Origin of the sequence: Geodermatophilus sp. DSM 44513 (genome assembly GCF_032460525.1) — a bacterium.
In the GTDB taxonomy this organism is placed as follows: Bacteria; Actinomycetota; Actinomycetes; order Mycobacteriales; family Geodermatophilaceae; genus Geodermatophilus.
On the sequence record NZ_CP135963.1, the window covers coordinates 4442893 to 4469173 of the forward strand.

At 75.9% G+C, this 26281-nt stretch carries 27 protein-coding genes; 13 read left to right on the plus strand and 14 right to left on the minus strand.

What is annotated here, in order from left to right; genetic code table 11:
* Positions 1-25 precede the first annotated feature (25 nt).
* The gene (locus RTG05_RS21490; RefSeq protein ID WP_315912131.1) at positions 26-904 is read left to right on the plus strand and encodes a DUF3097 domain-containing protein; all 879 of its coding nucleotides are present in this window, start codon (positions 26-28) and stop codon (positions 902-904) included.
* Between the two features lie 43 nt (positions 905-947).
* Here the strand turns inward: RTG05_RS21490 and RTG05_RS21495 are convergent, their stop codons facing one another.
* The 3 genes from RTG05_RS21495 to RTG05_RS21505 are packed head-to-tail and all read right to left on the minus strand — an operon-like array spanning position 948 to position 4962.
* Positions 948-3656 carry an FtsX-like permease family protein gene (locus RTG05_RS21495; protein ID WP_166526803.1) on the minus strand — a complete coding sequence of 903 codons (2709 nt, stop codon included), beginning with the start codon at positions 3654-3656 and terminating at the stop codon, positions 948-950.
* Positions 3653-4381: an ABC transporter ATP-binding protein gene (locus RTG05_RS21500; protein WP_208104703.1), complete on the minus strand. Its 729-nt coding sequence runs from the start codon at positions 4379-4381 to the stop codon at positions 3653-3655. The genes RTG05_RS21495 and RTG05_RS21500 overlap by 4 nt, the downstream gene beginning before the upstream one ends.
* Positions 4378-4962 (minus strand): PadR family transcriptional regulator, encoded by a 585-nt coding sequence (locus tag RTG05_RS21505; RefSeq protein WP_208104704.1) that lies wholly within the window; start codon positions 4960-4962, stop codon positions 4378-4380. Before RTG05_RS21505 ends, RTG05_RS21500 begins: the two co-directional genes overlap by 4 nt.
* A gap of 137 nt (positions 4963-5099) precedes the next feature.
* On the opposite strand from RTG05_RS21505, the gene RTG05_RS21510 reads away from it, so the two are divergent.
* Both RTG05_RS21510 and RTG05_RS21515 read left to right on the plus strand, forming a co-directional pair.
* Positions 5100-5975, plus strand: a complete 876-nt coding sequence (locus tag RTG05_RS21510; RefSeq protein WP_166526804.1) for a hypothetical protein — start codon at positions 5100-5102, stop codon at positions 5973-5975.
* Entirely contained in the window at positions 5972-6364 is a 393-nt protein-coding gene (locus RTG05_RS21515; RefSeq protein ID WP_208104705.1) for a GntR family transcriptional regulator, read from the plus strand. The genes RTG05_RS21510 and RTG05_RS21515 overlap by 4 nt, the downstream gene beginning before the upstream one ends.
* Positions 6365-6424: 60 nt before the next feature.
* Here RTG05_RS21515 and RTG05_RS21520 read toward each other — a convergent pair whose 3' ends face one another.
* Together RTG05_RS21520 and RTG05_RS21525 are read right to left on the minus strand one after the other, a co-directional pair.
* The gene (locus RTG05_RS21520; protein ID WP_166526805.1) at positions 6425-7264 is read right to left on the minus strand and encodes an aldo/keto reductase; all 840 of its coding nucleotides are present in this window, start codon (positions 7262-7264) and stop codon (positions 6425-6427) included.
* A 61-nt stretch (positions 7265-7325) separates the two neighbouring features.
* Entirely contained in the window at positions 7326-8564 is a 1239-nt protein-coding gene (locus tag RTG05_RS21525) for an MFS transporter (RefSeq protein WP_166526806.1), read from the minus strand.
* Positions 8565-8748: 184 nt separating this feature from the next.
* Here RTG05_RS21525 and moaA point away from each other — a divergent pair, with 184 nt between their 5' ends.
* The 4 genes from moaA to RTG05_RS21545 all read left to right on the plus strand — a co-directional run bounded on the left by moaA (position 8749) and on the right by RTG05_RS21545 (position 11421).
* Positions 8749-9801: a GTP 3',8-cyclase MoaA gene (gene moaA / locus RTG05_RS21530; RefSeq protein WP_208104706.1), complete on the plus strand. Its 1053-nt coding sequence runs from the start codon at positions 8749-8751 to the stop codon at positions 9799-9801.
* A 52-nt stretch (positions 9802-9853) separates the two neighbouring features.
* Positions 9854-10102, plus strand: coding sequence for a MoaD/ThiS family protein (locus RTG05_RS21535; protein WP_166526807.1), 249 nt, complete (start codon positions 9854-9856; stop codon positions 10100-10102).
* A 38-nt stretch (positions 10103-10140) separates the two neighbouring features.
* Positions 10141-10362, plus strand: coding sequence for a hypothetical protein (locus RTG05_RS21540; RefSeq protein WP_166525603.1), 222 nt, complete (start codon positions 10141-10143; stop codon positions 10360-10362).
* A 78-nt stretch (positions 10363-10440) separates the two neighbouring features.
* Positions 10441-11421, plus strand: coding sequence for an SMP-30/gluconolactonase/LRE family protein (locus RTG05_RS21545; RefSeq protein WP_166526808.1), 981 nt, complete (start codon positions 10441-10443; stop codon positions 11419-11421).
* Between the two features lie 16 nt (positions 11422-11437).
* Here the strand turns inward: RTG05_RS21545 and RTG05_RS21550 are convergent, their stop codons facing one another.
* From RTG05_RS21550 to RTG05_RS21575, 6 genes are all read right to left on the minus strand, one after another.
* Positions 11438-11863, minus strand: coding sequence for a molybdenum cofactor biosynthesis protein MoaE (locus RTG05_RS21550; RefSeq protein WP_315912132.1), 426 nt, complete (start codon positions 11861-11863; stop codon positions 11438-11440).
* Positions 11860-12465, minus strand: a complete 606-nt coding sequence (locus RTG05_RS21555; protein WP_166526809.1) for a nucleotidyltransferase family protein — start codon at positions 12463-12465, stop codon at positions 11860-11862. Before RTG05_RS21555 ends, RTG05_RS21550 begins: the two co-directional genes overlap by 4 nt.
* Positions 12466-12478: 13 nt before the next feature.
* Positions 12479-13531 (minus strand): ABC transporter ATP-binding protein, encoded by a 1053-nt coding sequence (locus RTG05_RS21560; RefSeq protein WP_208104707.1) that lies wholly within the window; start codon positions 13529-13531, stop codon positions 12479-12481.
* Entirely contained in the window at positions 13528-14328 is an 801-nt protein-coding gene (locus tag RTG05_RS21565; RefSeq protein WP_166526810.1) for an ABC transporter permease, read from the minus strand. The genes RTG05_RS21560 and RTG05_RS21565 overlap by 4 nt, the downstream gene beginning before the upstream one ends.
* Positions 14325-15140 carry a molybdate ABC transporter substrate-binding protein gene (modA, locus tag RTG05_RS21570; protein ID WP_166526811.1) on the minus strand — a complete coding sequence of 272 codons (816 nt, stop codon included), beginning with the start codon at positions 15138-15140 and terminating at the stop codon, positions 14325-14327. The genes RTG05_RS21565 and modA overlap by 4 nt, the downstream gene beginning before the upstream one ends.
* 103 nt (positions 15141-15243) lie before the next feature.
* Positions 15244-15639 carry a TOBE domain-containing protein gene (locus tag RTG05_RS21575; RefSeq protein WP_166526812.1) on the minus strand — a complete coding sequence of 132 codons (396 nt, stop codon included), beginning with the start codon at positions 15637-15639 and terminating at the stop codon, positions 15244-15246.
* A 94-nt stretch (positions 15640-15733) separates the two neighbouring features.
* Here RTG05_RS21575 and RTG05_RS21580 point away from each other — a divergent pair, with 94 nt between their 5' ends.
* The 4 genes from RTG05_RS21580 to RTG05_RS21595 all read left to right on the plus strand — a co-directional run bounded on the left by RTG05_RS21580 (position 15734) and on the right by RTG05_RS21595 (position 21318).
* Positions 15734-17473 carry a RecQ family ATP-dependent DNA helicase gene (locus tag RTG05_RS21580; protein ID WP_315912133.1) on the plus strand — a complete coding sequence of 580 codons (1740 nt, stop codon included), beginning with the start codon at positions 15734-15736 and terminating at the stop codon, positions 17471-17473.
* An 88-nt stretch (positions 17474-17561) separates the two neighbouring features.
* The gene (locus tag RTG05_RS21585; RefSeq protein ID WP_166526813.1) at positions 17562-19205 is read left to right on the plus strand and encodes a carbamoyltransferase family protein; all 1644 of its coding nucleotides are present in this window, start codon (positions 17562-17564) and stop codon (positions 19203-19205) included.
* 296 nt (positions 19206-19501) lie between these two features.
* Complete coding sequence (locus RTG05_RS21590; protein WP_166526814.1) at positions 19502-19945, plus strand: DUF4383 domain-containing protein; 444 nt, start codon at positions 19502-19504, stop codon at positions 19943-19945.
* Positions 19946-20106: 161 nt separating this feature from the next.
* Positions 20107-21318 (plus strand): acyl-CoA dehydrogenase family protein, encoded by a 1212-nt coding sequence (locus RTG05_RS21595; protein ID WP_166526815.1) that lies wholly within the window; start codon positions 20107-20109, stop codon positions 21316-21318.
* A 707-nt stretch (positions 21319-22025) separates the two neighbouring features.
* Here the strand turns inward: RTG05_RS21595 and RTG05_RS21600 are convergent.
* Positions 22026-22226, minus strand: coding sequence for a hypothetical protein (locus RTG05_RS21600; protein ID WP_166526816.1), 201 nt, complete (start codon positions 22224-22226; stop codon positions 22026-22028).
* A 181-nt stretch (positions 22227-22407) separates the two neighbouring features.
* Between RTG05_RS21600 and RTG05_RS21605 the strand changes: the two genes are divergently transcribed.
* Both RTG05_RS21605 and RTG05_RS21610 read left to right on the plus strand, forming a co-directional pair.
* On the plus strand, positions 22408-22920 hold the full coding sequence (locus RTG05_RS21605) for a SigE family RNA polymerase sigma factor (RefSeq protein ID WP_166526817.1): 513 nt from the start codon (positions 22408-22410) through the stop codon (positions 22918-22920).
* 1 nt (position 22921) lies between these two features.
* Positions 22922-24292, plus strand: a complete 1371-nt coding sequence (locus RTG05_RS21610) for a hypothetical protein (RefSeq protein ID WP_166526818.1) — start codon at positions 22922-22924, stop codon at positions 24290-24292.
* Positions 24293-24309: 17 nt separating this feature from the next.
* Here RTG05_RS21610 and RTG05_RS21615 read toward each other — a convergent pair whose 3' ends face one another.
* On the minus strand, positions 24310-24501 hold the full coding sequence (locus RTG05_RS21615) for a hypothetical protein (RefSeq protein WP_166526819.1): 192 nt from the start codon (positions 24499-24501) through the stop codon (positions 24310-24312).
* 184 nt (positions 24502-24685) lie between these two features.
* Entirely contained in the window at positions 24686-26278 is a 1593-nt protein-coding gene (locus tag RTG05_RS21620) for an LCP family protein (RefSeq protein WP_166526820.1), read from the minus strand.
* Positions 26279-26281: the final 3 nt, after the last annotated feature.

Genomic DNA, 26281 nt, shown 5'->3' on the forward strand with positions numbered 1-26281 from the left:
TTTCGTGATCTGCGGTCGCTCGGGCGTGTCGGGCCCGGGGGGCACCGGCGCGTCGTCCCCGCTGTCGGCGCGGGTCGTGCCCATCCTGGAGGGCGTGCCTCCCCGCTCGCCGTACGACGACCTGGTGCACCCCCGCACGCGGAAGGCGCCCAGCCCCTCCGTCGAGGCCGAACGCGACCTGGTCGTCGAGGACCCGAGCTCGGGGTTCGTCGGCGCGGTGGTGCGCTGCGAGAAGGACGTCGTGCACCTGGAGGACCGCCACGGCCGCGTGCGCGCCTACCCCCTGGGCCCCGGCTTCTGGGTCGAGGGCCGGCCGGTCGTGCTGGTGCGCCCGAGGCCGCAGGCACCGGCGGCCCCGACCCGCAGCGCGTCCGGCTCCACCTACGTCGCCGGCGCGCGGGCCCGCGTCGCCCGCGAGGGCCGGGTCTACGTCGAGGGCAAGCACGACGCCGAGCTGGTGGAGAAGGTGTGGGGCCACGACCTGCGCATCGAGGGCGTCGTCGTGGAGCCCCTGCACGGCGTGGACGACCTGCCCGGCATCGTGCGCGAGTTCCGCCCCTCGTCGGGACGGCGGCTCGGCGTCCTGGTCGACCACCTGGTCCCCGGCTCCAAGGAGTCCCGGATCGCCGCTCAGGTGACCGGGGCGCACGCCCTCGTCGTCGGGCACCCCTTCATCGACATCTGGCAGGCGGTCAAGCCCTCGGTCGTCGGCATCCGGGCGTGGCCCACGGTGCCCAAGGGCGAGTCGTGGAAGGACGGCGTGTGCCGCCGGCTGGGCTGGGAGGACGACACCGGCTACGTGTGGGCGCAGCGCATCCTCGCGCGCGTGCGCACCTGGACCGACCTGGAGCCCCAGCTCATCGGCCGGGTCGAGGAGCTCATCGACTTCGTCACGACGGACTGACCGGAGGCTGAGAGCGGAGGTTTCCTGCGCTCCCAGCCTCCGGTCAGCGCAGCCGGGTGGTCATCGGCAGCCGGGACCTGACGGCGAGGCCGGTGACCAGGACCGCGAGCAGCGGCACCCCGACCGCGACGGCGGCCAGCAGGTCCCACGGGACGACGACCAGCGGACGGGCGCCCGCTCCGTAGTCGTTGCTGGTCAGCGGGTACGCCACCGCGATGCCCGGCGCGAGGCCGGCCAGCACGCCCAGCAGCGCGCCGCCCCCGCCGATCACCGCCGCCGACCCCATCGCCATCCGGCGGCGGGTGCGCGGCGGGGCGCCGACGGCGGCCAGCGTGGCGTGGTCGGGCCGGGCGTCGGCGACCGTGAGCCCGGTGGCGGTGAGCGTGGCGACCAGCACGAGCGTCCCGCCGACGAGGACCAGCAGCAGGCGGGCCACCCACAGCTCGTCGGACCACCCGCGTTCCACGTACACGGCGACGTCCCCGGCGAGCACGGTCAGGGCCTCCCGCAGGCGGGTCTCCTCGGCCGCGGTGACCGGTGCGTCCGGTCCCCCGACGACAATCTGGAGCGGGCCGACCGGCGCGGGCAGCTCCGCGACGAGCGACTCCGGGACGACGACCTGCGCGGGCAGGGTGACCGGATCCTGGGCCGTCAGCGGCACCTCCGCGCCCGGCAGCGTCACGGCGCCGGCCGGCTGCGACGCCCCGGTGACCGGGTCGTAGCGGACGGCGGCGAGCCGCACCTGCCTGGAGGCGTCGACGGCGCCGGTGCCCAGGACGGCGACCCGGCCCTGCGCCAGGGCGGCGGCCACCTCCCCGGCCAGCTCCGTGGGGAAGAGCCGGGCGGCGGTGTCCGGCCCGCCGACCAGGACGTCGGTCAGGCTGAGCGACACGGGCACGCCCGCCTCGTCGAACCACCGGCAGGTGTCGACCGACCCGGCGCAGCCCGGGGCGGTCACGACCAGCTGCGGCGCCGCCGGGTCGCTCCAGGAGACACCGGACAGGCGGGTGACCTCCCGTCCCGGCACCTCGCGGGCCACCGTCGCCGTGACGGCCTCCCAGTCGAGGTCCACGCCGCTGACCACCGCCGCCCCCAGCGGTGCCTGCGGCGCGTAGTCGCGGCGGCCCTGCGCGCTGTCGCTGGCGCTGCCGATGGCCAGCGTGGTCACGCCGGCGACGGTCGCCATGACCGCCGCGACCGCGGGCGCCGTCCGGGAGCGGTTGCGGACGGCGTCCCGGACGGCCAGCCGCGCGGACGTGGGCAGTCGAGGGGCCAGCGGGGTCAGCAGCCCGACCAGCCACGGGGTCGCCACGACGAGGCCGACGACCAGCAGCACCGCACCGCCGGCGACGCCGAACTCGCTGCCCCGCGCGCCGAGGCCGGTCAGCACCAGGCCGACGACGGCCAGGACCAGTCCCAGCAAGGGCAGCCGGCGCGAGGAGCGCGTCTGGCCGCGTCGCCCGGTCAGCGTGGTGACGACGTCGGTGCGCGACGCCTGCACCGCCGCCGTGCCGGCCGCCGCCAGCCCGGCGACGGTGCCCATCACCAGCACGACCAGGACGTGGCCCAGCGGCACGTCGAAGGGCCCGAACACCGCGTCGGTGCGGGCCTCGACGACCGGCACGGCCAGCTGCGCCACGCCCACGCCCAGCAGCGCGCCGCCGACCGCAGCGCCCCCGCCGAGGAGCAGTCCGAAGGCGAGCACCGTGCGGCTCAGGTCGGCGGGCGTGGCACCGGTGGCGGCCAGCAACGCAAGATCACGCCGCTGCCGACGCAGCCCGACGGCGAACGCCGGTCCGGCGAGCAGCACCACCTCGAGCAGGAGGGCGGCGACGACGAGCGCCAGCACGGCCACCTGCCCGGTGTTCGTGCTGCTGCCCGTCCAGTAGCCGGGCGGGGAGGTCTCGCTCGCCGGCGGCGGGTCCTGCGCGACCGCACGGGAGAGCACCACGAGACCCTGCTGGTTGAGTTCGCGCACCGCCGGCCAGTCCAGGCCGCCGGGCACGACCGCGTGGAACTCGCTGACCGGGTCGGACACCAGGTCCCGCGACGCGGGTGGCAGGACGACGAACGGCGAGGAGCTGCGCGCGACGGTCGTCAGCACCCCCACCACGGTCGCCGGGACGTCGTCGCGGGTCAGCAGGAGTCGGTCGCCCACCGCGACGCCGCGCTCGGCGACGGTGGCGCTGACGGCGACCTCCCCGTCCTGCGCGGGCACCCGGCCGGCCACCACGGTGAAGGCGCCGGCGCGCACCGGGTCGCGCAGGTCGTCGGCGAAGGCGTCGACCGTCGCGTAGCCGGCGCCGGTGCGGTAGCTGGTGCGGCCGACCTCCCGGGTCACCACCCGCGACCCCGCGGGCAGGGCGGCACGCACCTCCTCGGCCGTCCACGGGTCCGGTTCGGCGTCCGCGATCTCGAACGCCTCCCCGGTGACCGGGTCGGCGTACACGGGGCCGCGGAACCGGCCCTCGATCCGCGCATCCGCTGCTCCCAGCTGCGACGGCAGCGCCTCGGCGGCGCTCACGTCCCAGGTGCGGTACAGGGTGTCGCCCGCGGTGACGGCCGCGACCGGCAGGCCGACCATGAGCAGCACCAGCGCCGTGCGGCCGCGCGCCCGGCGGGCCTCACGCCGGGCCATCCGCAGCGCCAGCCGCCACCGGACCGACCACCGGGCGAAGGCACCCGGCGCAGCGGGCGGCACCGCCGGGCCGGTCGCGCCCGGCCGCTCCGGCGGGCTGAGCAGGGTGCTCACCAGGTGCCGCCGGGGGCCAGCAGCGACTCCACCGGCGCGGCCGGGCCGCTCTGGTCGACCACGACGCCGTCCCGGAGGAACACCACCCGGTCGGCCCACGCGGCGTGCCGGGCGTCGTGGGTGACCAGCACGCCGGCGGCCCCGGCCTCACACCGGGCGCGCAGCACCCGGAGCACCTCCTCACCGGTCACCGAGTCCAGTGCGCCGGTCGGCTCGTCGGCCAGCAGCAACCGACGCGGCCCGACCAGGGCCCGGGCGATGGCCACCCGCTGCTGCTGCCCGCCGGACAGCTCGTCGGGGAACCGGCCGGCCAGGGCGCCGACGCCGACCTCCTCGAGGGCCGCGCGCGCCGTGCGCCGGGCCACGCCGCCGCGGACGCCGTCCAGCTCCAGGGGCAGGGCGACGTTCTCCAGGGCGGTCAGCGAGGGCAGCAGGTTGAGGTCCTGGAACACGTACCCGACGCTGCGCCGGCGGACCGCGGCCACCTGGGCGGTGCCGAGCCGGGCCAGGTCGCGGCCCTCGACGAGCACCGCACCGGACGTCGGCGTGTCCAGCCCGCCGGCCAGGTGCAGCAGGGTCGACTTGCCCGACCCGGACGGGCCCATGACCGCGACCAGCTCGCCCGGTGAGACGGACAGGTCCACCCCGCGCAGCGCGTGCACGGTGGTCTCACCCTGGCGGTGCTCGCGGGTGACACCGGACAACTGCAGCACCGGCGCGCTCACCGCCGTCCCCCCTCGCGGACCGGGGCGGGCGCCGGCTGCGGCGTCGCGGCCGGACGGCGGGTGGCCGCCCGGGCCACCCGCGCCTCGCAGTGGTCCAGCCAGCGGATCTCGGCCTCGGAGCGGAACACCAGGGACTCGAGCACGAGCGACCAGGCCAGGTCGCCGGGGTCGTCCGTGCCGCGAGTCTTGAGCCGGGTGAGCTCCTGCAGCGCGGTCATGGTGGCGGTGCGCTGGGTCTGCACGACCCCCAACACGTCGACGCCCGGCGTCGTGACGGCCAGCGCCAGCTTGATGGCCAGCTCGTCCCGAGGGGCGCTGCGCGGGCTCACCGGGGAGCCGAACCAGTCGAGCACCTCGGCCCGGCCGTCGTCGGTGATGCGGTAGGCGATGCGCCCGTCGGCGTCGGGCTCGCCGTCCTGGGTGACCAGGCCGTCGCGCTCGAGGCGGTCCAGCGTCGTGTAGACCTGCCCGACGTTCAGCGGCCAGGTCGCCCCGGTCGCCACGTCGAACTCCGCCCTGAGCTGGTAGCCGTGGCTGGGGCCGCGCTCGAGCAACGCCAGCAGGCCGTGTCTGATGGACATGGATACGGAGTATGCATACGGGGTATGCCCACGTCCACGACCTTAGAGCGTGTCGATCGGCGGGACGCGCCTTGCGAGCGGACGGCCCGCCTGCCATTGTCTCAATCACCTGGCTGATTGAGAGAGGCGGGACGGCCGTGAGCGTGCTCCTGCTGCTACCGGTCCTCGCGGGCGTGATGGCGCTGGTCGTCACCGGTGTCGTCCGGCGCTCCCCGCCCAGCCGGGAGGCGGCCGTGGCCGGCGCCCGGGCGCACGCCCGCGTGGGGTCGGCCGCCGCCGTCCTCCTGGGGGCCGCCGCCGGCGTCTGGATCGGCACCACCCGCCTCGAGCACGCCGCGGCACCCGGCAGCCTGGGGGTCACGGCTCTCCTGGTGCCGGTCACCTTCGGGCTGGTGCACACCGCGGTGCTGGCCGTCGCGGAGCTGACCTGGCCGCGTCCGGACGGAGCGGTGCGCCGGGCTCGCCTCGAACGGCGCGGGCTGCTGGACGCCGCACCCCGGTGGCTGCTGCGGATGGCGGCGGTCAGCGCGGTCGCAGCGACGACCACGGTCCTCGCCGGATCGCTCGTGGCTGCTCCGGACGGCCGCAGCCTCGTGGTCGACGACCCGCCCTTCGAGGTCACCGCGAGCCCGTTCGCCGGACCCGTCTACGGCACTCCGGCAGCGGTCGGGCTGCTCCTGCTGGCCGCCGCGACGGCCGGCGCGCTGTGGGTGGTCGCGAACCGGCCCGCCGTGGCCACCCAGGACGACCGCATCGAGGCGGCCCTGCGGGTGGCGTCGGCGCACCGCGTGCTGCGCGGGGCCGTCGGGGCCTCTCTGACGGTCAGCGGCGGGCTGCTCGGGGTCTCCGGTCGCGCGCTGTGGACGGTCGGGTCGTCGTCCGGCCGCGAACTGGTCGCCCTCCTCGGGCTGCTGACCGCCGCGTGCGGGTTCACCGCCCTGCTGGCCGCCGCGGTGGTGCTGTGCACCCGGGCACCCCGGGTACCGGCGGGCGAACAGGCGGTCCCGGCGTGACGCCGGTGGCCGGGCTGGACATCACCGTCGACGTCGGTGCCGCGACCCCGCCGTACGAGCAGATCCGCAGTCAGATCGCCGCCTACGTCGACGCGGGGCTGTTGGCCGAGGGCGCCCGGCTGCCCACCATGCGCGCGCTGGCCGCCGACCTCGGCGTCGCCACCGGGACCGTCGCCCGCGCCTACGCCGAGCTGGAGGCCGCGGGCCTGGTGGCCAGCCGGCGGCGCACCGGCACCGTGGTCACCGGCGGCCGGCCCAGCGCTCCGGCCCGGGACCGGTTGCAGCGGCAGGCCGACGACCTCGCCGTCCAGGCCCGGACGGCAGGCGTGGACGGCGAGGCCGTGTTGGCGATGGTGCGGGCCGCCCTGCTCCGCGCCGGGGTGCGCTGAGGGGTCGCAACGGAGGCTGGCAGCGCAGGTTTCCTGCGCTCCCAGCCTCCGACAGCAGGTTCAGCCGGGGATGTAGTTGAAGGTGTCCGGGTCCGGGCCGGTGCGCTCGCCGCGGTCCAGCGCACTCAGGTCGCCCATCGCGTCACCGTCGAGCTGGAAGTCGAACAGCTCGGCGTTCTGCTGCATCCGCTCGCGGTTCACCGACTTGGGGAACACCACGTCGCCGCGCTGCACGTGCCACCGCAGCACGACCTGGGCCGGGGTGCGCGCGTAGCGCTCGGCCACCCGCACGACCGCCGGGTCGTCGAGCACCTTGCCCTGCGCGATCGGCGACCAGGCCTCGGTGACGATCTCGTGGTCGGCGTCGAAGGCGCGCAGCTCGTCGTTGGCCAGGTAGGGGTGCACCTCGACCTGGTTGACCGCGGGGCGCACGTCGGTCTCGCCGAACAGCCGGCGCAGGTGGTGGACCTGGAAGTTGGAGACGCCGATGGCCTTGGCGCGGCCGCTGGCGTAGATCTCCTCCATGGCCTTCCACGTCTCGACGTAGTCGACGTCGATCCCCGGCAGCGGCCAGTGGACGAGGAACAGGTCCAGGTACTCGAAGCCCAGGTCGGCCAGGGACTGGTCGAAGGCGCGCAGGGCGTCGTCCCGGGCGTGGAAGCCGTTGTTCAGCTTGCTGGTGACGAAGACCTCGCCGCGGTCCAGGCCCGAGCGCGCGACGGCCTCGCCGACACCCTTCTCGTTGCCGTACATCTCGGCGGTGTCGATGTGCCGGTAGCCGATCTCCAGGGCGGTGGAGACGGCCTCGGCGGTGTCCTCCGGCGGGACCTGGTAGACACCGAAGCCCAGCTGGGGGATCTCGACGCCGTTGTTCAGGCGGATCGTGGGCACGCTGGCCACAGGGGCTCCTCTCGGTCGCGGGCGGGCGCACCAGGTGGCGCGCAACCTGCCGGGCTACGGCCTACCCGGCAGCCGAGTGCTCAACCCGGGGGCTGGTCACAGCGGCCCGCCGGTCGCGCAGCAGCGGCGCGCCGGCCAGCGCGACCAGCGCCGCCAGCCCCGCCGCGACCGCCGGGACGGCGAAGGCCGCCTGCGCGCCCCACGCGTCGACGGCGGCCCCGGCCAGCGCGGACCCGGCCGTGACGCCGAGGGTGAGCCCGGTGGTCGTCCAGGACAGGGACTCGGTGAGCGCGGTCCGCGGCACCCGCGACTCGACCAGCGACGTCCCCGAGACCAGCACCGGCGCGATGGCGGTGCCGGCGAGGAAGCCGGCGACCACCAGCACCGGCAGCGACCCCACGGCCCACAGCACCTGGGCGGCCAGCCCGAAGGCGACCGCGGTGGCCAGGAAGCGCGCGGCCAGCGTCCCGGGCAGCCGGGCGACGCCGTAGAGCAGGCCGGCGAGCAGGCTGCCGAAGGCGTAGACGGCCAGCGCCAGGCCGGCCAGCGCGGGGACGCCCTGCTCGTCGGCGAAGCCCACCACGACGACGTCCATCGCGCCGAAGACCGTGCCGACCGCCGCGTAGGTCACCGCCACGACCAGCACGCTCGCGTTCAGCGCGGCCCACCGCCGGGACGGCGCCGCCGGGTCGGCGGGCGAGGCCGGGGGCTCGGTGGCGCGCTGGCGGGCCAGCCAGAACCCGCCGGCCGCGCCGAGGGTGATGCCGGTGAGGAAGCCCGCGGGCGGGGCGACGAGCGTGGCCAGCAGCGTCACCAGCGGCGGGCCCACGACGAACACGACCTCGTCGACGACCGCCTCCAGGGCGAACGCGGTCTGCCGGCGGTCCGGCTCGGCCAGCGCCTGCGCCCACCGGGCACGCACCAGCGAGCCGATGTTCGGCCCGCTGGCTCCGACCAGCGCGGCCAGCACGAACCAGCTCCACCGCGGCGCCCCGGCGGTGACCGCGGCGACGAAGGCCACCCCGGAGACCAGGTAGCCGGTCATGGCGACCCGCAGGACGGCGCCCTGCCCGCGGCGGTCCATCGCCCGGGCCCACTGCGGGCTGGCCACGGAGAAGCTCAGCGCCAGCGTGCCGCTGACCGCGCCGGCCAACCCGTAGCTGCCGGTCTCGGCGGCGACCAGCAGCACCGCACCCAGACCCAGCATCGGGATGGGCAGCCGGGCGACCCAGCCGGCGAAGGAGAACGCCCGCGACCCGGGGACGGCGAACAGGCGGGCGTAGGGGCTGAACACGGACACGGGGCGTCTCGGGCTTCCTGGCCACGGGCGAGTGCGGGGTGGGGCCGCCGGTCCCTCGGGTGGCACTGCGACGGTAACAACGGACCGCGCCGGTCCGCTCCCGCGTTCCCGGCCACCCGGGCGCCACCGGGACCCCCGTCCGGGGAACGGCACGCCGTCCCCGGTCGGCACTACATTCGCAGGCGTGACCTCGACCAACCCGCTCCCGGACCCGGTGCTCCGCCGTCCGGACCCCACCCCCGGGACCGGTGGGCTGGTGGACCGGCACGGCCGGGTGGCCACCGACCTGCGGGTCTCGCTGACCGACCGGTGCAACCTGCGCTGCACCTACTGCATGCCGCCGGAGGGCCTGGACTGGCTGCCCAAGGTGGAGGTGCTCACCGACGAGGAGCTCGTCCGGTTGGTCCGCATCGGCGTGGAGCACCTGGGCATCCGCGAGGTCCGCTTCACCGGCGGGGAACCGCTGCTGCGCCCCGGCCTGGTCGGCATCGTGGCTGCGGCCACCGCGCTGCGCCCGCGGCCGGAGGTCAGCCTCACGACCAACGCGATCGGCCTGGCCCGGGTGGCGCCCGCGCTGGCCGCCGCGGGCCTGGACCGGATCAACTGCAGCCTGGACACCGTCGACCGCGCCCGCTTCAAGCAGCTGACCCACCGCGACCGCCTCGACGACGTGCTCGCCGGCCTGGCCGCCGCGCAGCGCGCGGGGCTCACCCCGGTCAAGGTCAACGCCGTCCTGCTGCGCGGCATGAACGAGGCCGACGCCGTCCCGCTGCTGGACTTCTGCCTGGAGCACGGCTACGAGCTGCGCTTCATCGAGCAGATGCCGCTGGACGCCCACCACGCCTGGACGCGCGGTGAGATGGTCACCGCCGAGGACATCCTCGAGCGGCTGTCGGCGGCGCACACCCTCACGCCCGACACCGAGGAGCGCGGGTCCGCGCCGGCCGAGCGGTGGCTGGTGGACGGCGGCCCGGCGACCGTCGGCGTCATCGCCTCGGTGACCCGCTCGTTCTGCGGCAGCTGCGACCGCACCCGGCTGACCGCCGACGGGCAGGTGCGGAACTGCCTGTTCGCCCGCGAGGAGTCCGACCTGCGGACGGCGCTGCGCGACGGCGCCACCGACGCCGAGATCGCCGACCGCTGGCGGATCGCCACCCTGGGCAAGCTGCCCGGCCACGGCATCGACGACCCGAGCTTCCTGCAGCCGACCCGGCCGATGTCCGCGATCGGGGGCTGAGCGCCGTGAGCCGCTCTGTCGACCTGCCGGCTCCGCCGGGTGGAGGCGGACCGTGACATCGCTGGTCACCGTGCGGTACTTCGCCGGGGCCCGCGCGGCCGCCGGCGTGGAGACCGAGACCCGGGACGCCGGCACGCTGGCCGAGCTCGTCGGCCAGATCGCCGACGCGCACGGCGAGCGGCTGGAGCGGGTGCTCACCGCCTGCTCGTTCCTCGTGGACGGCACCCAGACGCGCGACCGGTCGCACACGCTGGCACCCGGCGCGGTGGTCGACGTGCTGCCCCCCTTCGCGGGGGGGTGAACCCCGCCGTCGCGGTCCGCTGCTCGCAGAATGGGTGCATGAGCACCTGGGACAAGGCGAAGGGCAAGGTCGACGAGCTGGTCGGCCGCGCCGAGGAGGTGTACGGCGAGTCCCACGGGGACGCCGCCGCGCAGCTGCACGGGGAGGCGCACCGCATCGAGGGCGAGGCCGAGGTCGCCGCCGCCGAACGCGGGCAGGACGGCGGGCACGGCGGCGCGGACGGCCACCGGGACGACGGCGGGGACCCCGTCCGGGCCTGACCCGCCCCGGCGACCGGGCTGCGGGCCGGGTGCCGCCGTGCCACGGTGGGGTGGACCCGCTGCACCCAGGAGGCCCGCATGCCCGGTCCCGCGCTCCCCCGCCGGACGACGACCCGGGGGGTGGTCCTGGTCGGGACCGCCCTCGCCACGCTCGCTGCCACCACCGTCCCCGCCGCCGCGACCGACCGGACGTGGACCGACCGGCCGTGGACCGACGCCGCAGCCGACACCGAGGTCATCGAGCTCCCGGGCGCCGGAGGGGCCGAGGGCATCGCGCCCGGCGGTGACGACACCTTCTACGCCGGGGACCTCAGCGACGGCGACGTGTACCGCGGGGACCTGCGCCGCGGCACCGCCGAGCTGTTCATCGACGCACCCGAGGGCCGCGTCGCGGTCGGCATGGACACCGACCCGGAGAACGGACTGCTCTTCGTCGCCGGCGGCCCCACCGGCCAGGCGTACGTCTACGACACCCGCTCCGGCACGACGGTGGCCACCTACCAGCTGGGCGGGACGACGGGCTCGTTCGTCAACGACGTGGCGGTGACCCGGGACGGCGCCTGGTTCACCGACAGCCGCGCCGCGCAGCTGTACTTCGTGCCGGTCGACCACCACGGCCGGCCCGGTGAGGCCCGGACGCTGCAGCTGGACGGCCCCGCGGCCGAGCTGTCCGGGCAGTTCAACCTCAACGGCATCGCCGACGCGCGGTACGGCCGGGTGCTCGTCGTCGCGCACTCCACGAACCAGGCGCTGTACACCGTCGACCCGGCCACCGGCGACAGCGCCCGCATCGACGTCGGAGGTCCGCTGCCCAACGCCGACGGCGTCGAGTACCGCGACGGCCGGGTGTGGGTGGTGCAGAACCGGGTCAACCAGGTCTCCCGGATCGACCTGGCCGAGGACCTCGCCTCCGGCACGGTCGAGGAGGTCATCACCGACGAGGACTTCCAGGTGCCGACGACGGCCATCCTGTGGCGCGGCGGCCTGGCGGCGGTCAACGCCCAGTTCGAGCTCACCGACGCCGGCCCGTTCGAGGTCGTCCTGGTCGACGCGTACTGAGCGGGGACCGGCGTCCCTAGGGGCAGGCGACCCACTCCTCCTCGCCGTCGGTGAAGACCTGCCGCTTCCAGATCGGCAGCCGCTCCTTCACCAGGTCGACGAGCTCCGCGCAGGCGGCGAACGCCTGGCCGCGGTGCGAGGTGCTCACCGCGCAGGCCAGCGCGACGTCGCCGATGGCGAGCAGGCCCACCCGGTGGGAGACGGCGACGGCGTGCACGTCGGGGCGGGCGGCGAACTCCTCCGCCAGCTCGGTGATCACCTGCGCGGCGCTCGGGTGGCCGACGTACTCCAGCTCGGTGACCGAGCGCCCGCCGTCGTGGTCGCGGACCACGCCGGCGAAGGACACGACCGCTCCGGCCCGTTTGTCGGCCACGGCGTCCTCGTGCTCGGCGACCGACAGCGGCGCGTCGACGACTGCGGCGATCAGGGGCCTGGCGATCACGGCGCCGACGGTACCTCCCCCGGGGGCACGTCGAGGTCGGCCGGATCGGCCAGGCCGGTGCAGTCGACCTCGGTGACCGGGTGCGTGGCGAGGTACCGGCGGGCGCCCTCGTCGCCGGTCGCCGTCGCCACGACACCGGCCCAGTGGTCGCGGCCGATCAGCACCGGGTGCCCGCGGACGCCGTCGTAGGTGGCGACCGCCAGCGCGTCCGGGGCGGCGTGCGCGGCGAGCGCGGCCAGGGCCTCCGGCGTCATGCCTGGCATGTCCACCAGGGTGACCAGCGCCGCGTCGATCGCTCCCCCACCCCGCCGCCCCGCCGCCACGGGCCAGCCGCGCAGGCCGTCCAGCCCGGTGCGCAGCGAGGACGCCATCCCGGTCTCCCAGTCGCGGTTGGCCAGCACGGTGGCGCCGTCGAGGTCCGCCGTCCGCCAGACGTCGACCGCCCGGGCGCCGAGGACGACGAGCACCGGGTCGCACACCGCGCGCGCCGTCCGCACCGCCCGCTCGACCAGCAGGCTGCCCCCGTACTCGACCAGCGCCTTGGCCATCCCGTAGCGGCGCCCACCGCCCGCGGCGAGGACCACTCCCGCGACCGTGCTCATGCCCGTCACCCTCTCAGCGTTCGTAGACCGCGACCTCGGAGGCCTTGACCGACGCCCACACCGGCGTGCCGGGGGCCAGGCCCAGCTCGGCGAAGGCGGTGGCGGTGACGTCGGCGATCAGCGGCACCTCACCGGCCAGCTCGCAGCGCACCGTCGAGCCGTGCGGGGTGGCCGCGACCAGCCGGGCCGGCCAGACGTTGCGCGGGCTGCCGTCGGGCCGGGAGGGGTAGAGCGCCACCGACTCGGGGCGGACGGCGACGAACACCGGCCCCGCACTCGGCTCGGCCACCGCCACCCGGCCGCCGCCCTCCAGCCGGACGGACCCGCCCTCGCCGGTGCCCGGCAGCAGCGCCAGGCCGACCAGCCGGGCCACGTAGTCGGTGCGCGGGTGGCGGCTGACGTCGGCGGGCGTGCCGGCCTGCACGACGCGCCCCTCCTCCACGACGACGACCCGGTCGGCCAGCGCCATCGCGTCGACCGGGTCGTGGGTGACCAGCACCGTGCTGCCGCCGTAGTCGGCCAGGTGGCGGCGCAGCTCGGCGCGGACGGTGAGCCGGGTGCGCGCGTCCAGCGCCGACAGGGGTTCGTCGAGCAGCAGCAGCGCCGGGTCACCGACCAGCGCGCGGGCCAGCGCGGCCCGCTGCGCCTGCCCGCCGGAGAGCTGGCCGGGCCGCCGGTCGGCGAGGTCGGCGACGCCCACCCGCGCCAGCCACTCCCGTGCCGTCGCGCGCGCGGCGTGCTTGCGGACGCCCCGGGTGCGCAGCCCGAAGGCGACGTTGTCGGTGACCGACAGGTGCGGGAAGAGCAGGTGGTCCTGGAAGACCATGCCCAGGCGCCGCTCGTGCGCCGGCAGGTGTACGCCGGCGGCGACGTCCACCCACACGTCCGTGCCGACGACGACCCGCCCGTCGTCCGGGCGCAGCAGCCCGGCCAGCACCCGCAGCAGCGTCGACTTGCCCGCGCCGTTCGGCCCGAGGACGGCGAGCACCTCCCCGTCGGCGACGGCCACGTCGAGCCCGACGGTCATCGGCCCGCGGGCCACGGTGACCGAGGCGGCCAGGCTCACGCCGCGGCACCGGCCCGGGACAGCCAGCGGTCGCGCAGCAGGAGCAGGGTGGCCAGCGAGACGGCGAGCAGCACCAGGGACAGCACCACCGCCGCCTGCGGGTCGCGCTGCAGGGCCAGGTAGACCGCCAGCGGCATCGTCTGCGTCGTACCCGGGAAGTTGCCGGCGAAGGTGATCGTGGCGCCGAACTCGCCCAGCGCGCGCGCCCAGCACAGCACCGCCCCGGCCGCCACGCCGGGGGCGACCAGCGGCAGGGTGACCCGGCGGAACGTCGTCCACCGGTCGGCACCCAGGGTGGCGGCGGCGTCCTCGAAGCGGGCGTCGGCGGCACGCAGCGCGCCCTCGACGCTGATGACCAGGAAGGGCATCGCGACGAAGGTCTCCGCGATGACCACCGCGGTGGTGGTGAACGGGATGGTCAGGCCGAAGGCGTCGTCCAGCCAGGCACCGACCAGGCCCTGCCGGCCGAGCACCAGGAACAGCGCCACACCGCCGACCACCGGGGGCAGCACCAGCGGCACGGTGACCAGCGCGCGCAGCACCGAGCGGCCGCGCACCCGCGAGCGGGCCAGCACCCAGGCCAACGGCACGCCGAGCACGACGGAGACCAGGGTGGCCAGGGTCGCCGAGACCAGGGACAACCGCAGCGCCTGCCCGACGGCGGGGGTGGACAGCTGCGGCCACAGCTCGCCCCACGGCGCGCGGACGACCAGGCCGAGCAGCGGCAGCACCAGGAAGGCGACCGCCAGCAGGGCGGGGACGAGCAGCGGGAGCGGGACGCCGGCCCCCCGCCTCACGGCTCCTGCAGACCGGCGTCCCGCAGCACCTGTCGGCCCTCCTCGCTCAGGACCAGGTCGACGAAGGCCCGGGCCGCCTCGGGGTTCGGCGCACTCCCCAGGACGCCGATCGGGTAGCGGTTGCGTGCCAGCACGGACTCGGTGAACGCGTAGGCCAGGACGCTGTCGCCCGCGGCGTGCACGTCGGAGACGTACACCAGGCCGGCGTCGACCTCACCGAGCTGCACCTTGGTGAGCACCGCCCGGACGTCCTCCTCGTACGTGTCGGGGACGTCCTCGATCCCGGCCGCACCGAGCACCTCGGCCGCAGCGGCACCGCAGGGGACCTCCAGGGCGCAGACGGCCATGGTGAGGTCGTCGCGGACCAGGTCCGCCAGCCGGGGGATGCCGGCTCCCTGCGGCGGCCGGACGGCGGCCGGGTCGTCGGGCGGGACGACGAGCATGAGCTCGTTGGCTGCGAAGACCTCGGGTGCGTCGACCAGTCCCGCGTCCGCGACGCGGTCCATCTGCGGCTCCGCGGCGCTGGCGAAGACGTCGGCCGGGGCGCCCTGGAGGACCTGGGTGGCCAGCGCCGTGCTGGCGGCGAAGTTGAACTGCACGTCCAGCGCGGGGTGCTCGACCTCCAGCCGGCCGCCCAGGTCGGTGAAGACGTCGGTCAGCGAGGCGGCGGCGAAGACGGTGAGGGTCCCGGACAGCGCGTCCCCCGCGGCACCGTCGCCCGCGGGTGACGGCGTGGCCGCCCCGCCGGACGAGCCACCGCAACCCGCGAGCAGCAGCGCGGCCAGCACCGGCACCACGACGCGTCGGGACACGGAACCTCCTCCGGCGGACACGTGCGGTCCGCACCTGCGGGACTCTAGCGCCGAGGACGGCGCAGACGCGACCACCCGATCGGGCAGATCTCCGCAGCTGCGCTCAGGGGACGTCGACGCTGACCTGGGTGGCCTTGACCGTCGCCACGGCGCGCACGCCGACGTCCAGCCCCAGCTCGTCGGCCGCCTCCCGCGACATCAGCGAGACCACCCGGAACGGCCCGGCCTGGATCTCCACCTGGGCCATCACGGTGTCCCGGACGACGCGGGTGACGATGCCGGTCAGCCGGTTGCGCGCCGACGAACCGCGGGTCGCGCCGGGCTCGGGCGCGTCGTGCAGCGAGGCGGCCAGCCGGGCGAGGTCGGCGCCGTCCACGTGCGCCGGGCCACCGCCGTCGCGGGACGCGGGCAGCCGGCCGCTGTCGATCCAGCGGCGCACCGTGTCGTCGCTGACGCCGAGCAGGCCCGCTGCCTCGGCGATCCGGTAGCGGGCGCTCACGGCGAGGACGCTAGTGGTCGCCCACCGGGCTCGTCGTCCGTCGGGACGCGCCGAGCCGCAGAGCAGGTCGATGGAGTGACACCAACGAGGCGGTTTGCCGATCTCCGGCCGCGGGAAGCGGGTGCCGGTGCCCCGCACCGACCAGAGGAACCCCGCCGGGGCGTCGCCCTCCGTCCGCACCCGCCGCATCCGCCGGGTCGCCCGCGACCTGCTCGGCTACGAGGACTTCCGGCCGGGACAGGAGGAGGCGATGCAGGCCGTCGTCGCCGGCTGCGACACCCTCGCGGTGCTGCCCTCGGGCGCCGGCAAGTCGGCGGTCTACCAGGTCGCCGGGGAACTGGTCGACGGGCCGGTGCTGGTCGTGTCACCGCTGATCGCGCTGCAGCGCGACCAGGTCGACCGGCTCGCCGAGCTCGACGGACTGGCCGGGCAGGCCGCCCAGCTCAACTCCACCCTCCCCGCCCGGGAGCAGCGCGCCGCCCTGGAGGGACTGGCGGACGGGACGGTCCGCCACCTCTTCCTCGCGCCCGAGCAGCTGACCAAGCCGGAGGTGGTCGAGGCGATCACGCAGGCGCGACCCGCCCTGTTCGTCGTCGACGAGGCGCACTGCGTCTCCGCCTGGGGTCACGACTTCCGCCCCGACTACCTGCGCCTGGGCGGCGTGGTCGAGCAGCTGGGCCACCCGACGGTGCTCGCCCTCACCGCGACCGCCGCCCCACCGGTGCGCGCGGAGATCGTGGAGCGGCTGCACATGCGCGACGCGCACGTCGTCGTCGCCGGCTTCGACCGCCCGGAGATCCGCCTGGAGGTCGAGCGGCACGCCGACGCGGCCGGCAAGGACCGGGCCGTGCTCGACCGGGTCACCGGGCTGGTCGGCGAGGGCCGGGTGCCGGGGATCGTCTACAGCGCCACGCGCAAGGGCACCGAGTCCGTCGCGGACGCGCTCACCGAGCGCGGGCTGCGGGTGCGGCCGTACCACGCGGGCCTGCGGAGGGCCGACCGGGAGGACACCCAGCGCGCGTTCATGGCCGACGAGCTGGACGTCGTGGTCGCCACCACCGCCTTCGGCATGGGCATCGACAAGCCCGACACCCGCTTCGTCGTGCACGCCGAACCCGCGGACTCCGTGGACAGCTACTACCAGGAGATCGGCCGGGCCGGCCGCGACGGGCAGCCGGCGCTGGCGGTGCTGGTCTACCGCCAGGAGGACCTGGGCATCCGGAAGTTCTTCGCCGCCGGCGTCCCCGCCGAGGAGGAGCTGCAGCAGGTCGCCGGGCTGGTCGGCGCCGCCGAGGCCGCCGGCCTCGAGGACGGCGTCGCCGTCGGTCAGCTGCGCGAGGAGACCGGCCGGGCCGCCAGCCCGCTGGCCCGCGACCTCAACCTGCTCGAGCAGGTGTCGGCCGTCGTCCTCGACGAGGACGGCGCCGCCCACCCGGCGGAGGACGCGCCCGCGCCCGGCGAGGCCGCGGCGGCCGCCCGCGAGCTGGCCGAGCACCACCAGCGGGTCGACCAGAGCCGCGTGGAGATGATGCGCGGCTACGCCGAGACCACCCAGTGCCGGCGGCAGTTCCTGCTCGGCTACTTCGGCGAGCAGCTGGACCGGCCGTGCGGCAACTGCGACACCTGCGCGGCCGGGCTGTCCTGCGCGCCGCCGGACGACGGCGCGACGCCCTTCCCGGTGCAGACCCCGGTGCAGCACGCCGAGTGGGGGCCCGGCGTGGTCATGCGGGTCGAGGGCGACCGGGTCGTCGTCCTCTTCGACCAGGTCGGCTACAAGACACTGGCGCTGGCCGCCGTCCTGGAGCACGGCCTGCTCGCCCGGCGGGACACCTGAGCGAGGGCCCCGCGCTGCGGGACGGCGGGATGCCGATCATGATCGGGGAGGACGAGCGGGCGACGTGCCCGGCGGGAGGAGTGCACGCGTGAAGGTCCTGGGCATCAACGCCATCTACCACGACCCGTCGGCGGCCCTCGTCGTCGACGGCCGGGTCGTGGCCGCGGCGGAGGAGGAGCGGTTCAGCCGGCGCAAGCACGGCAAGCGCCCGCTGCCGTGGAGCGCCTGGGAGCTGCCCGAGCTGTCGGCGGCCTGGTGCCTGCGGCACGCCGGCGTCCGTCCCGAGGAGCTCGACGCCGTCGCCTACTCCTTCGACCCGGCGCTCATGGGCACGCCGGAGGAGTCCGGGCTGTTCGATGACGGCGACACGATGCGCAAGCGCTACGCCGAGATGGCGCCGGACTTCCTCGCCCACGCGCTGCCCGGCCTGGACCCGGCGAGGGTGCGGTTCGTCGCGCACCACGTCGCGCACGCCGCCTCCGCGGGCAAGGCCGCCCCGCAGCGGGACAACGCCGTCCTGGTGCTCGACGGCCGCGGCGAGGCGCACAGCCACCTGGCCGGCCGCTACGTCGACGGGCAGCTGGAGGTGCTGGCCGGGCAGGCACTCCCCCACTCGCTGGGCCTGCTGTACGAGGAGCTCACCGACCACCTCGGCTTCCTGCGCAGCTCCGACGAGTTCAAGGTCATGGCGATGGCCTCCTACGGCAAGCCGCGGTTCCTCGGTGAGCTCTCGGAGCTGGTCCGGGCCACCGGCGACGGCGGGTTCGTGACCGAGCGGGTCGACTTCGCCGAGTTCGCCCCGCGCCTGGCCAAGGGCGACGACTGGACCGAGGCGCACGCCGACCTCGCCGCCAGCCTGCAGACGCGCCTGGAGGAGGTGCTCGTCGACCTCGCCCGCTGGGTGCACGAGCAGACCGGGGAGGAGACGCTCACGATGGCCGGCGGCGTCGCCCTCAACTGCGTGGCCAACACCCGCGTCCTCGCCGAGACCCCGTTCGAGGAGGTCTGGGTGCAGCCGGCCGCCGGCGACGCCGGGACGGCGCTGGGTGCCGCCCTGCACGTCGCGCACGAGCTCGGCGAGCGCACCGAGCCGATGCCGGGTGCCGCACTGGGCCGCGGCTGGACCGACGAGGAGGTCCAGCGGTGGCTGGACACCGCCGCCATCGACTACGAGCGGCCCGACGACGTCGCCGAGGCCGTCGCCGAGGTGCTGGCCGACAACGGGATCGTGGCGTGGTTCCAGGGCCGCTCGGAGTACGGCCCCCGCGCGCTGGGTCACCGCTCGCTGCTGGCCCACCCCGGCCACGAGGCCAACCTGGAGCGGATGAACGACGTCAAGGGCCGCGAGCAGTTCCGCCCGGTCGCGCCGATGGTGCTGCTCGAGCGGGCGCCGGAGATCTTCAGCCGGGGGCCGGTCCCCTCGCCGTACATGCTCTTCGTGCACGACGTCGCCCCCGAGTGGCGCGACCGCATCCCCACGGTCACCCACGTCGACGGGACGGCGCGGATCCAGACCATCGACCGGGAGACCGAGCCGCTGGTGCACCGGATGATCTCGGCCTTCGAGCGGCGCACCGGCATCCCGGTGGTGGTCAACACCAGCCTGAACACCGCCGGGCGGCCGATGGTCGACGACCCGCGCGACGCCCTGGAGTGCTTCGGCTCCGCGCCGGTCGACCTGCTGGCCATCGGCCCGTTCGTCGTCCGCCGTCCCCGGCCCACCCCGCGCTGACCGCTGCCACGTCCTAGGGGTGACGGACCCGGCCCCGTGCTCCCCCGTGGTGCGCGGGGCCCGGGCCGTCACCCGTCCTGGGGATACGCCGCCGGCCCGGGCTCCGTTCACCGAACCGTCCGGACGTCACGGGTCGAACCACGGGTGCGGTGACCCCGACGGTCCGACGGCGGGGTCGCCCACCCGGGCGACACGCCCACCCTGAACGGGTGACTCTGCGTTCGGCTTGTGAGCGGGGGGTACCGCACCGACTGAGCCGTCGTCTCCTGACGACGGACCGGACACTGGAGGACACGATGACCGCTGCGGCGGGCAACACGAACGGTGGAGCGCGGACCTGGCCGGAGCTCCTGGCGTTGGCGTTCGGCGCCGTCTACCTGCTGGTGGGCGTCGTCGGCTTCTTCATCACCGGTGTCGACGACTTCTTCGCCCACGACACCGGCGAGCAGCTGCTGTTCTTCGAGATCAACGGCATGCACAACGTGGTGCACATCCTGATCGGTGTGGCCGGGCTGGTGCTCGCCCGCACCCTGGCCGGGGCGCGCACCTACGGCTGGCTGCTGGCCGTCGGCTACGGCGCCGCGTTCGTCTACGGGCTGATCGCCATCGGCCAGACCTGGGACTTCCTGAGCCTCAACGCCGCGGACAACGTCCTGCACATCGCCACCGCGGCGGTGGGTCTGCTCATCGCCCTGGGCCCGGTGCGGACCGGCGTCGGCGACCACAGCACGCGCGTCTGAAGAAGGACCCCCTCGCCCCCCACCGCTCGCGAGCTCGCGGTGGGTCCCTGCGAGGGGGCCGGTTCCAGCGCGTCCCGGGGCCGGGTCCTACGAGGGGCCCGGCCTCCGGCGCGTGCGGACCCCGGGGAGACGCCGGTCACGGCGCCCTCTACCTTGCCCCCATGGACTTCGCCCTCTCCGCACGAGCCGAGGACGTCTGCGGCCGGATGTGGGACTTCATGCGCGAGCAGGTCTTCCCCGCCGAGCCGGGGTACGAGAGCTGGCGCAAGGAACGCGGCCACGAGAACCACGAGCACCCGCCGGTGCTGGACGAGCTGAAGGTCGAGGCCCGCAAGCGGGGCCTGTGGAACCTCTTCCACCACGAGCTCGGCGGGCTGACCAACCTCGAGTACGCCTCGGTCGCCGAGGTCATGGGCTGGTCGCCGGTGATCGCCCCCGAGGTCACCAACTGCGGTGCCCCGGACACCGGCAACATGGAGACACTCATGATGTTCGGCACCGCCGAGCAGAAGGAGCGCTGGCTGGAGCCCCTGCTCGAGGGGGAGATCCGGTCTGGCTTCGCGATGACCGAGCCCGACGTCGCGTCCTCCGACGCCCGCAACATCCAGACCTCGATCGTCCGCGACGGCGACGACTACGTCATCAACGGCCGCAAGTGGTGGATCACCGGCTCGGCCGACGACCGCTGCGCCATCTTCATCGTGATGGGCAAGACCGACCCCGACGGCGCCCCGCACCGGCAACAGTCGATGGTGCTGGTGCCCCGCGACACCCCGGGGCTGGAGATCGTCCGGCACCTGCCGGTCTTCGGCTACCAGGACCAGCACGGCCACTCCGAACTGCGGTTCACCGACGTGCGCGTGCCGGTCAGCAACATCCTGGCCGGCGAGGGCGACGGCTTCATGATCGCCCAGGCGCGGCTGGGCCCCGGCCGGATCCACCACTGCATGCGGGCCATCGGCATGGCCGAACGAGCGCTGGCGCTCATGGTCGAGCGGTCCAAGGCGCGGGTGGCCTTCGGCCGCCCGCTGTCCGAGCAGGGCACCGTGCGCGAGGCGATCGCCCTGTCCCGGATGGAGATCGACCAGGCCCGCCTCTACGTGCTCAAGACCGCGGACCTGATCGACAAGTACGGCGCCAAGGGCGCCCGCACCGAGATCTCGGCCATCAAGGTGGCCACCCCGAGGGTCGCCCTCGACGTCATCGACCGGGCGATCCAGCTGCACGGCGGGGCGGGCGTCAGCGACGACACCGTGCTGGCCCGCTTCTACGCCAGCGCGCGGACGCTGCGGATCGTCGACGGCCCCGACGCCGTGCACATCCGCGGCGTGGCCAAGGAGGAGCTGGCGCGGGAGCGCCCCTACGCCGGCTGACAGCCCGGGGAGCATCGCAGCGAGCGCCAGCGAGCGAGGAGCGGACCCGGGCGCGGAAGCCGGCCGAGGACAGCGCCGGCTGACAGCCCGGGGAGCATCGCAGCGAGCGCCAGCGAGCGAGGAGCGGACCCGGGCGCGGAAGCCGGCCGAGGACAGCGCCGGCTGACAGCCCGGGGAGCATCGCAGCGAGCGCCAGCGAGCGAGGAGCGGACCCGGGCGCGGAAGCCGGCCGAGGACAGCGCCGGCTGACAGCCCGGGGAGCATCGCAGCGAGCGCCAGCGAGCGAGGAGCGGACCCGGGCGCGGAAGCCGGCCGAGGACAGCGCCGGCTGACAGCCCGGGGAGCATCGCAGCGAGCGCCAGCGAGCGAGGAGCGGACCCGGGCGCGGAAGCCGGCCGAGGACAGCGCCGGCTGACAGCCCGGGGAGCATCGCAGCGAGCGCCAGCGAGCGAGGAGCGGACCCGGGCGCGGAAGCCGGCCGAGGACAGCGCCGGCTGACAGCCCGGGGAGCATCGCAGCGAGCGCCAGCGAGCGAGGAGCGGACCCGGGCGCGGAAGCCGGCCGAGGACAGCGCCGGCTGAGGAAGGACTCGTCCTCCCCACCCTCACCGGCTCGGGGCGGTGCCCCGGACGGGGCGAGCGGGTGAGGCCGGTCCCGCACCGCGGGGCCGGCCTCACGGCGCTGCACGGCTCACACCGCCGCGCTGCTCACATCGCCATGCTGCCGCCGATCGCGCCGCCGGCGAGCTTGCCCTGCAGGGTGGCCTGGTCGAGGCCGACGGCGGACAGGGCGTCACTGTCGCGCTGCGTGTCGATCTGGTCGGGCAGCTGCGCGTCCACCTTCTCGGCGGTGTCGTTGTCACCCTCGCCGCGCAGCAGCTGCACGAGCTTCACCTTGTCGATCTGCACGTCGCCTCCGTCCCCGGCGCTCCGGGCTGGGCGCCGTCCCAGCGGCGTGGTGCCCGTCACACCGGGCCCGAAACGCCGACCGGCACCGCCCCGGCGGACGGCACCCGGTCACGATCAGGTCACGGCGGCGTTCGTCCGCGGCCCGCCCGCGCGTCGGAGGGGTGACGACGAGGGGGAACGGGTGAGAGCACGAGACGAGGCGGCCTTCGAGGCGTTCGTCGCCGCACGGTCCGGCGAGCTGCTGCGCACCGCGGTGCTGCTCAGCCGCGACCGCGGGCACGCCGAGGACCTGCTGCAGACGGCTCTGGTGAAGGCCTACCGCCGGTGGTCACGGATCGCCGGCGAGGACCCCTACCCCTACGTGCGCCGCATCCTGGTGACCACCGCGGCCGGCTGGTGGCGGCTGCGCAGCTCCCAGGAGGTCGTCGCGCTGCCCGCCGCGGAGCCGGCCGGCCCGGACGCCACCGAGGACGTCGCCGAGCGCGAGCGGGTCGCCGACGCGCTGGCCACCCTCCCGCCGCGGATGCGCGCCGTCCTGGTGTTGCGCTACGCCGAGGACCTCAGCGAGGCCGCCACCGCGGACGCCCTGGGCTGCTCGGTGCACACGGTGCGCAGCCAGACCGTCCGCGGCCTCGCCCGGCTGCGCCTGCTGCTCGCCGACCCCGCCCCCGCCGCCCTGCTCGAGGAGTGCTGACATGCGGTCCGACCTCGAGGACCGGCTGCGCCGCGGGCTGCGCGCGACCGCCGACGACGTCCCGCCGGCGCCGTACGACCTGGCCGACCGGGTGCGGTCCCGGGCGCGCCGGCAGCGGCGCACCCGGCTGGTCGCCACGGCCGCCGCCGCGGCCGCGGCGCTGGTGCTGGTCGGCGTGCCGGTGGCGGTGTCCGGCCTGGTCGCCGAGGACCGCGGTCAGCCGGCGGCGCCCGCCGACCGCCCGCCCCTCGACCCGCTGCCGTCCCTGTACGACCAGCCCACCCGCGGCTCGCTCGCCGGGGACACGGCGTGGCTGCGGGAGGTGGCCGTGCTCGGCTGGGTGCCGCCGGACCTGCCGGCCACGGCGTTCGCCGAGCTCCCGGAGGTCCCGCCGGACAGCCGGCGGGTGGCCTTCGCCGGTGACGTGGGCGACACCCGAGTGGCGTTCGTGCTCGGCCCCGACCAGCGGGGCAGCCTGCACGGCGCCTGGTTCACCGGCCCGCCCGGTGCCGCGCCGGGCGGGCTGTCGCTGGCCACCTCGGTGGGGCAGCTGTCGCGGACGGACCCGATCTCGCTGTGGGCCGCCCGGGACGACGACGGCGCGGTGCTCGTGGTCGTCGGCCTCCCCGGGGACGAGGCCCGGGCGTTGACCGGCCGGGACGTCACGGCCACCGGTGAGGTGACCGAGCGGTGGGAGCCGGTGCCGATGCCCGGCGGTGCCGGGGGGCTGGCCCTCGACGGGCCGCCCTGGCCGGCCGGCCTGCAGCTGGAGGTCCGGCGGGACGGCCGCCCCCAGCCGGCGGTGGCTGCCTGGACCGTGTACCCGGACGAGCTGGTGGACCGCCCGGTCGACGTCGCCGACCCCCGGGGCCTGCGCGGCCGGGTCGGTGAGGAGTTGCTGCGGTCGGCCGTGGAGTCCCTGGTGGGCAGCTACCGGCCGCCCACGGCCGAGCTCGCCCCGACGCTCCTCGCGGCCGCGGACCTCGGCGACTCCCCAGGCGGCGGGACGGCAGTCCTGGTGGGCGTCACGTTCCCGTCCGGGGCCACCGCCACCGCGCTGGCCACCCAGTGGCCGCTCGTCGACCCGGTGCAGAGCTCGAGCAGCGAGCTCACGATGACCGACCCGGCCCCGGCCGGTGCGCCGCTGCTGGACCGGGTGGTCGCGGTGGCGACCGGCCGGGCCCTCGCGGTGAGCGGCCCGGGCACCGGCGTGCGCGCCGAGGTGCTGCTGGCCGACGGCACGGTGACCACCACCGTCCCGCTGGTCGCCGGAGCCGGCGTGGAGCCGTACGTGCCGCCCGCTCCGGCCACCGTGCGGGTCCTCGACGCGAGCGGTGCCGTGGTGGGCGAGGCGCCGGTGCAGGGCGGCTGACCTGGCCGGTCGCGGGCTCAGCGGCGCTGCGCGCGCCGGTACAGCAGCGCCGCCACGGCGGCCAGGACGGCCCCGAGGAACAGCTGGGCGACGCCGATGACCGCCCGGTCGCTGGCAAACCAGGTCACCGACGACACCAGGAGGACGGCGGCGATCCCCGCCGCGAGGAGGGCGACGAGGCGCTCCCGGCCGTCGGCGGGTGGGGTCATGCCCACGACCCTAGGTGGTGGCGTTCCGGACCCGGCCCCGCTGCAGGGGCCCGCGCCGAGCAGGTGACGTGCTGGAACGGCCCCCTCGCAGGGGCCCGCGCCGAGCAGGTGACGTGCTGGAACGGTCCCCTCGCAGGGGCCCGCGCCGAGCGGAGCGAGGCGTGGGGGGCGAGGAGGTCCTGTTTCAGTCGGCCTGGTTGGGCGGTTCACCCGCGGCGCGGGCCTCGGCGGCACGGACCGGGTCGTAGGCGCAGGCGTCGGTGACGTCGGTGACCGTCGCCGCGTCCCCTCCGGGCGCCGCGGACGGCGGGGTCGCCGCCGCGCTCGGTGCGGGCGCCGGGGTGGGCGTGCCGGTCACGGCGTCGTCCGGTGTCGGCGCCGGGTCGATGGCCTCGGCGACGATCGCGCGGATCTCGTCGTAGTCGGGGTAGGCCGGGTCGATCACGGTGTCGTCGAACACCACGCTGCGCACCTCGGCGTCCTTGACCAGGAAGGCGACGTCGACGAAGTCGTCGAGGGCCGACCGGGGGATGTCGGTGCTGACGATGTCCTGGGTGGTGGCGGCCAGCTCCTGGTAGCGCTCCAGCAAGGTCACCGGGTCGGCCGCGTCGATGATCGCGTCGATCGTGCAGCGCTGACGGGCCATCCGGTCGTAGTCGGTGAGCCCGAACCGGCCGCGGGCAAAGTCCAGCGCCCGGACGCCGTCCATGCGCTGGGCGGGACCGGGGGCGATGTAGTCGTCGGGCAGCTCGCCGGTCCCGGGGTTGCCGTTCACCGGGACCCAGTAGTTGACGTTGACGGTGATCCCGCCGAGGGCGTCGACCAGCCGGGCGAAGCCGTCGAGGTTGACGAGCACGAAGTAGTCGATGTCCAGGCCGAGCGCCGCACCGACCCCGAGCTTGAGGAAGTCCGCGCCCGGGTCGTCGGTGGGGCCGAGGGCGTCGGGGTACTCCGCCGGGCCGTTGCGGTAGACGGCGTTGAGCAGGCTCTCGGTCTCGCTGCCGGCGTCGAACCCGTCCGGGTACACCTCGGCGAGCGGGCTGTCCGCGGGGAAGGGCAGGTTCTGCAGGTTGCGCGGCAGGCTGAACAGCGTGGTCGCGCCGGTCTCGGTGTCGATGCTGGCCACGATGACGGTGTCGGTGCGCACGCCGTCGCGGCCCACCCCACCGTCCCCACCCAGCAGCAGCACGTTCACCCGCTCCTGGTCACCGAAGGGGTCGGCGGCGTCGACCGTGGCCGACTCCCGGTCGGCGAACAGGCCGCCGATGAGCGCCCGCTGGGCCAGGACCACCTGCCCGGCCGCGACGACCGGGTAGGCCGCGGCGGCCACGAGCGCGGCGACGAGGACGCCGCCGACCACCTGCCGCGACCGTGGCGTCCGGGGCGGCACCAGGGCCCGGTGACCGGCCACGACGACGACGGCCCACAGCAGGCCCAGGACGACGATCGCGACGAAGACCCCGAGCAGGGCGGTCGGGTCGACGGCGACCTGCGCGGCGGTCCGCCGGCCCGCGGTGGCCAGCCAGACGGCGACGCCCAGCAGGAGCAGGGTCACCGTGAGGACGCCGGCACCCAGCCGCCGTCGGCCGGCCGCGAGGAACGCCGTGCCCGGCAGGACGGCGTTGAGCACGGTCAGGCCCAGCACGGCGGGGAACCCCCGGCCGCGGTCCGGTGATCCGGACCCCGGCCCCGGCGGGGCCGTGGTGGGGGGCGGGGGCAGCGGGCGGGAGCGGCGCGGGCCGATGGGACGCGTGGCGTCCCAGTCGTGCTCGCTCACACG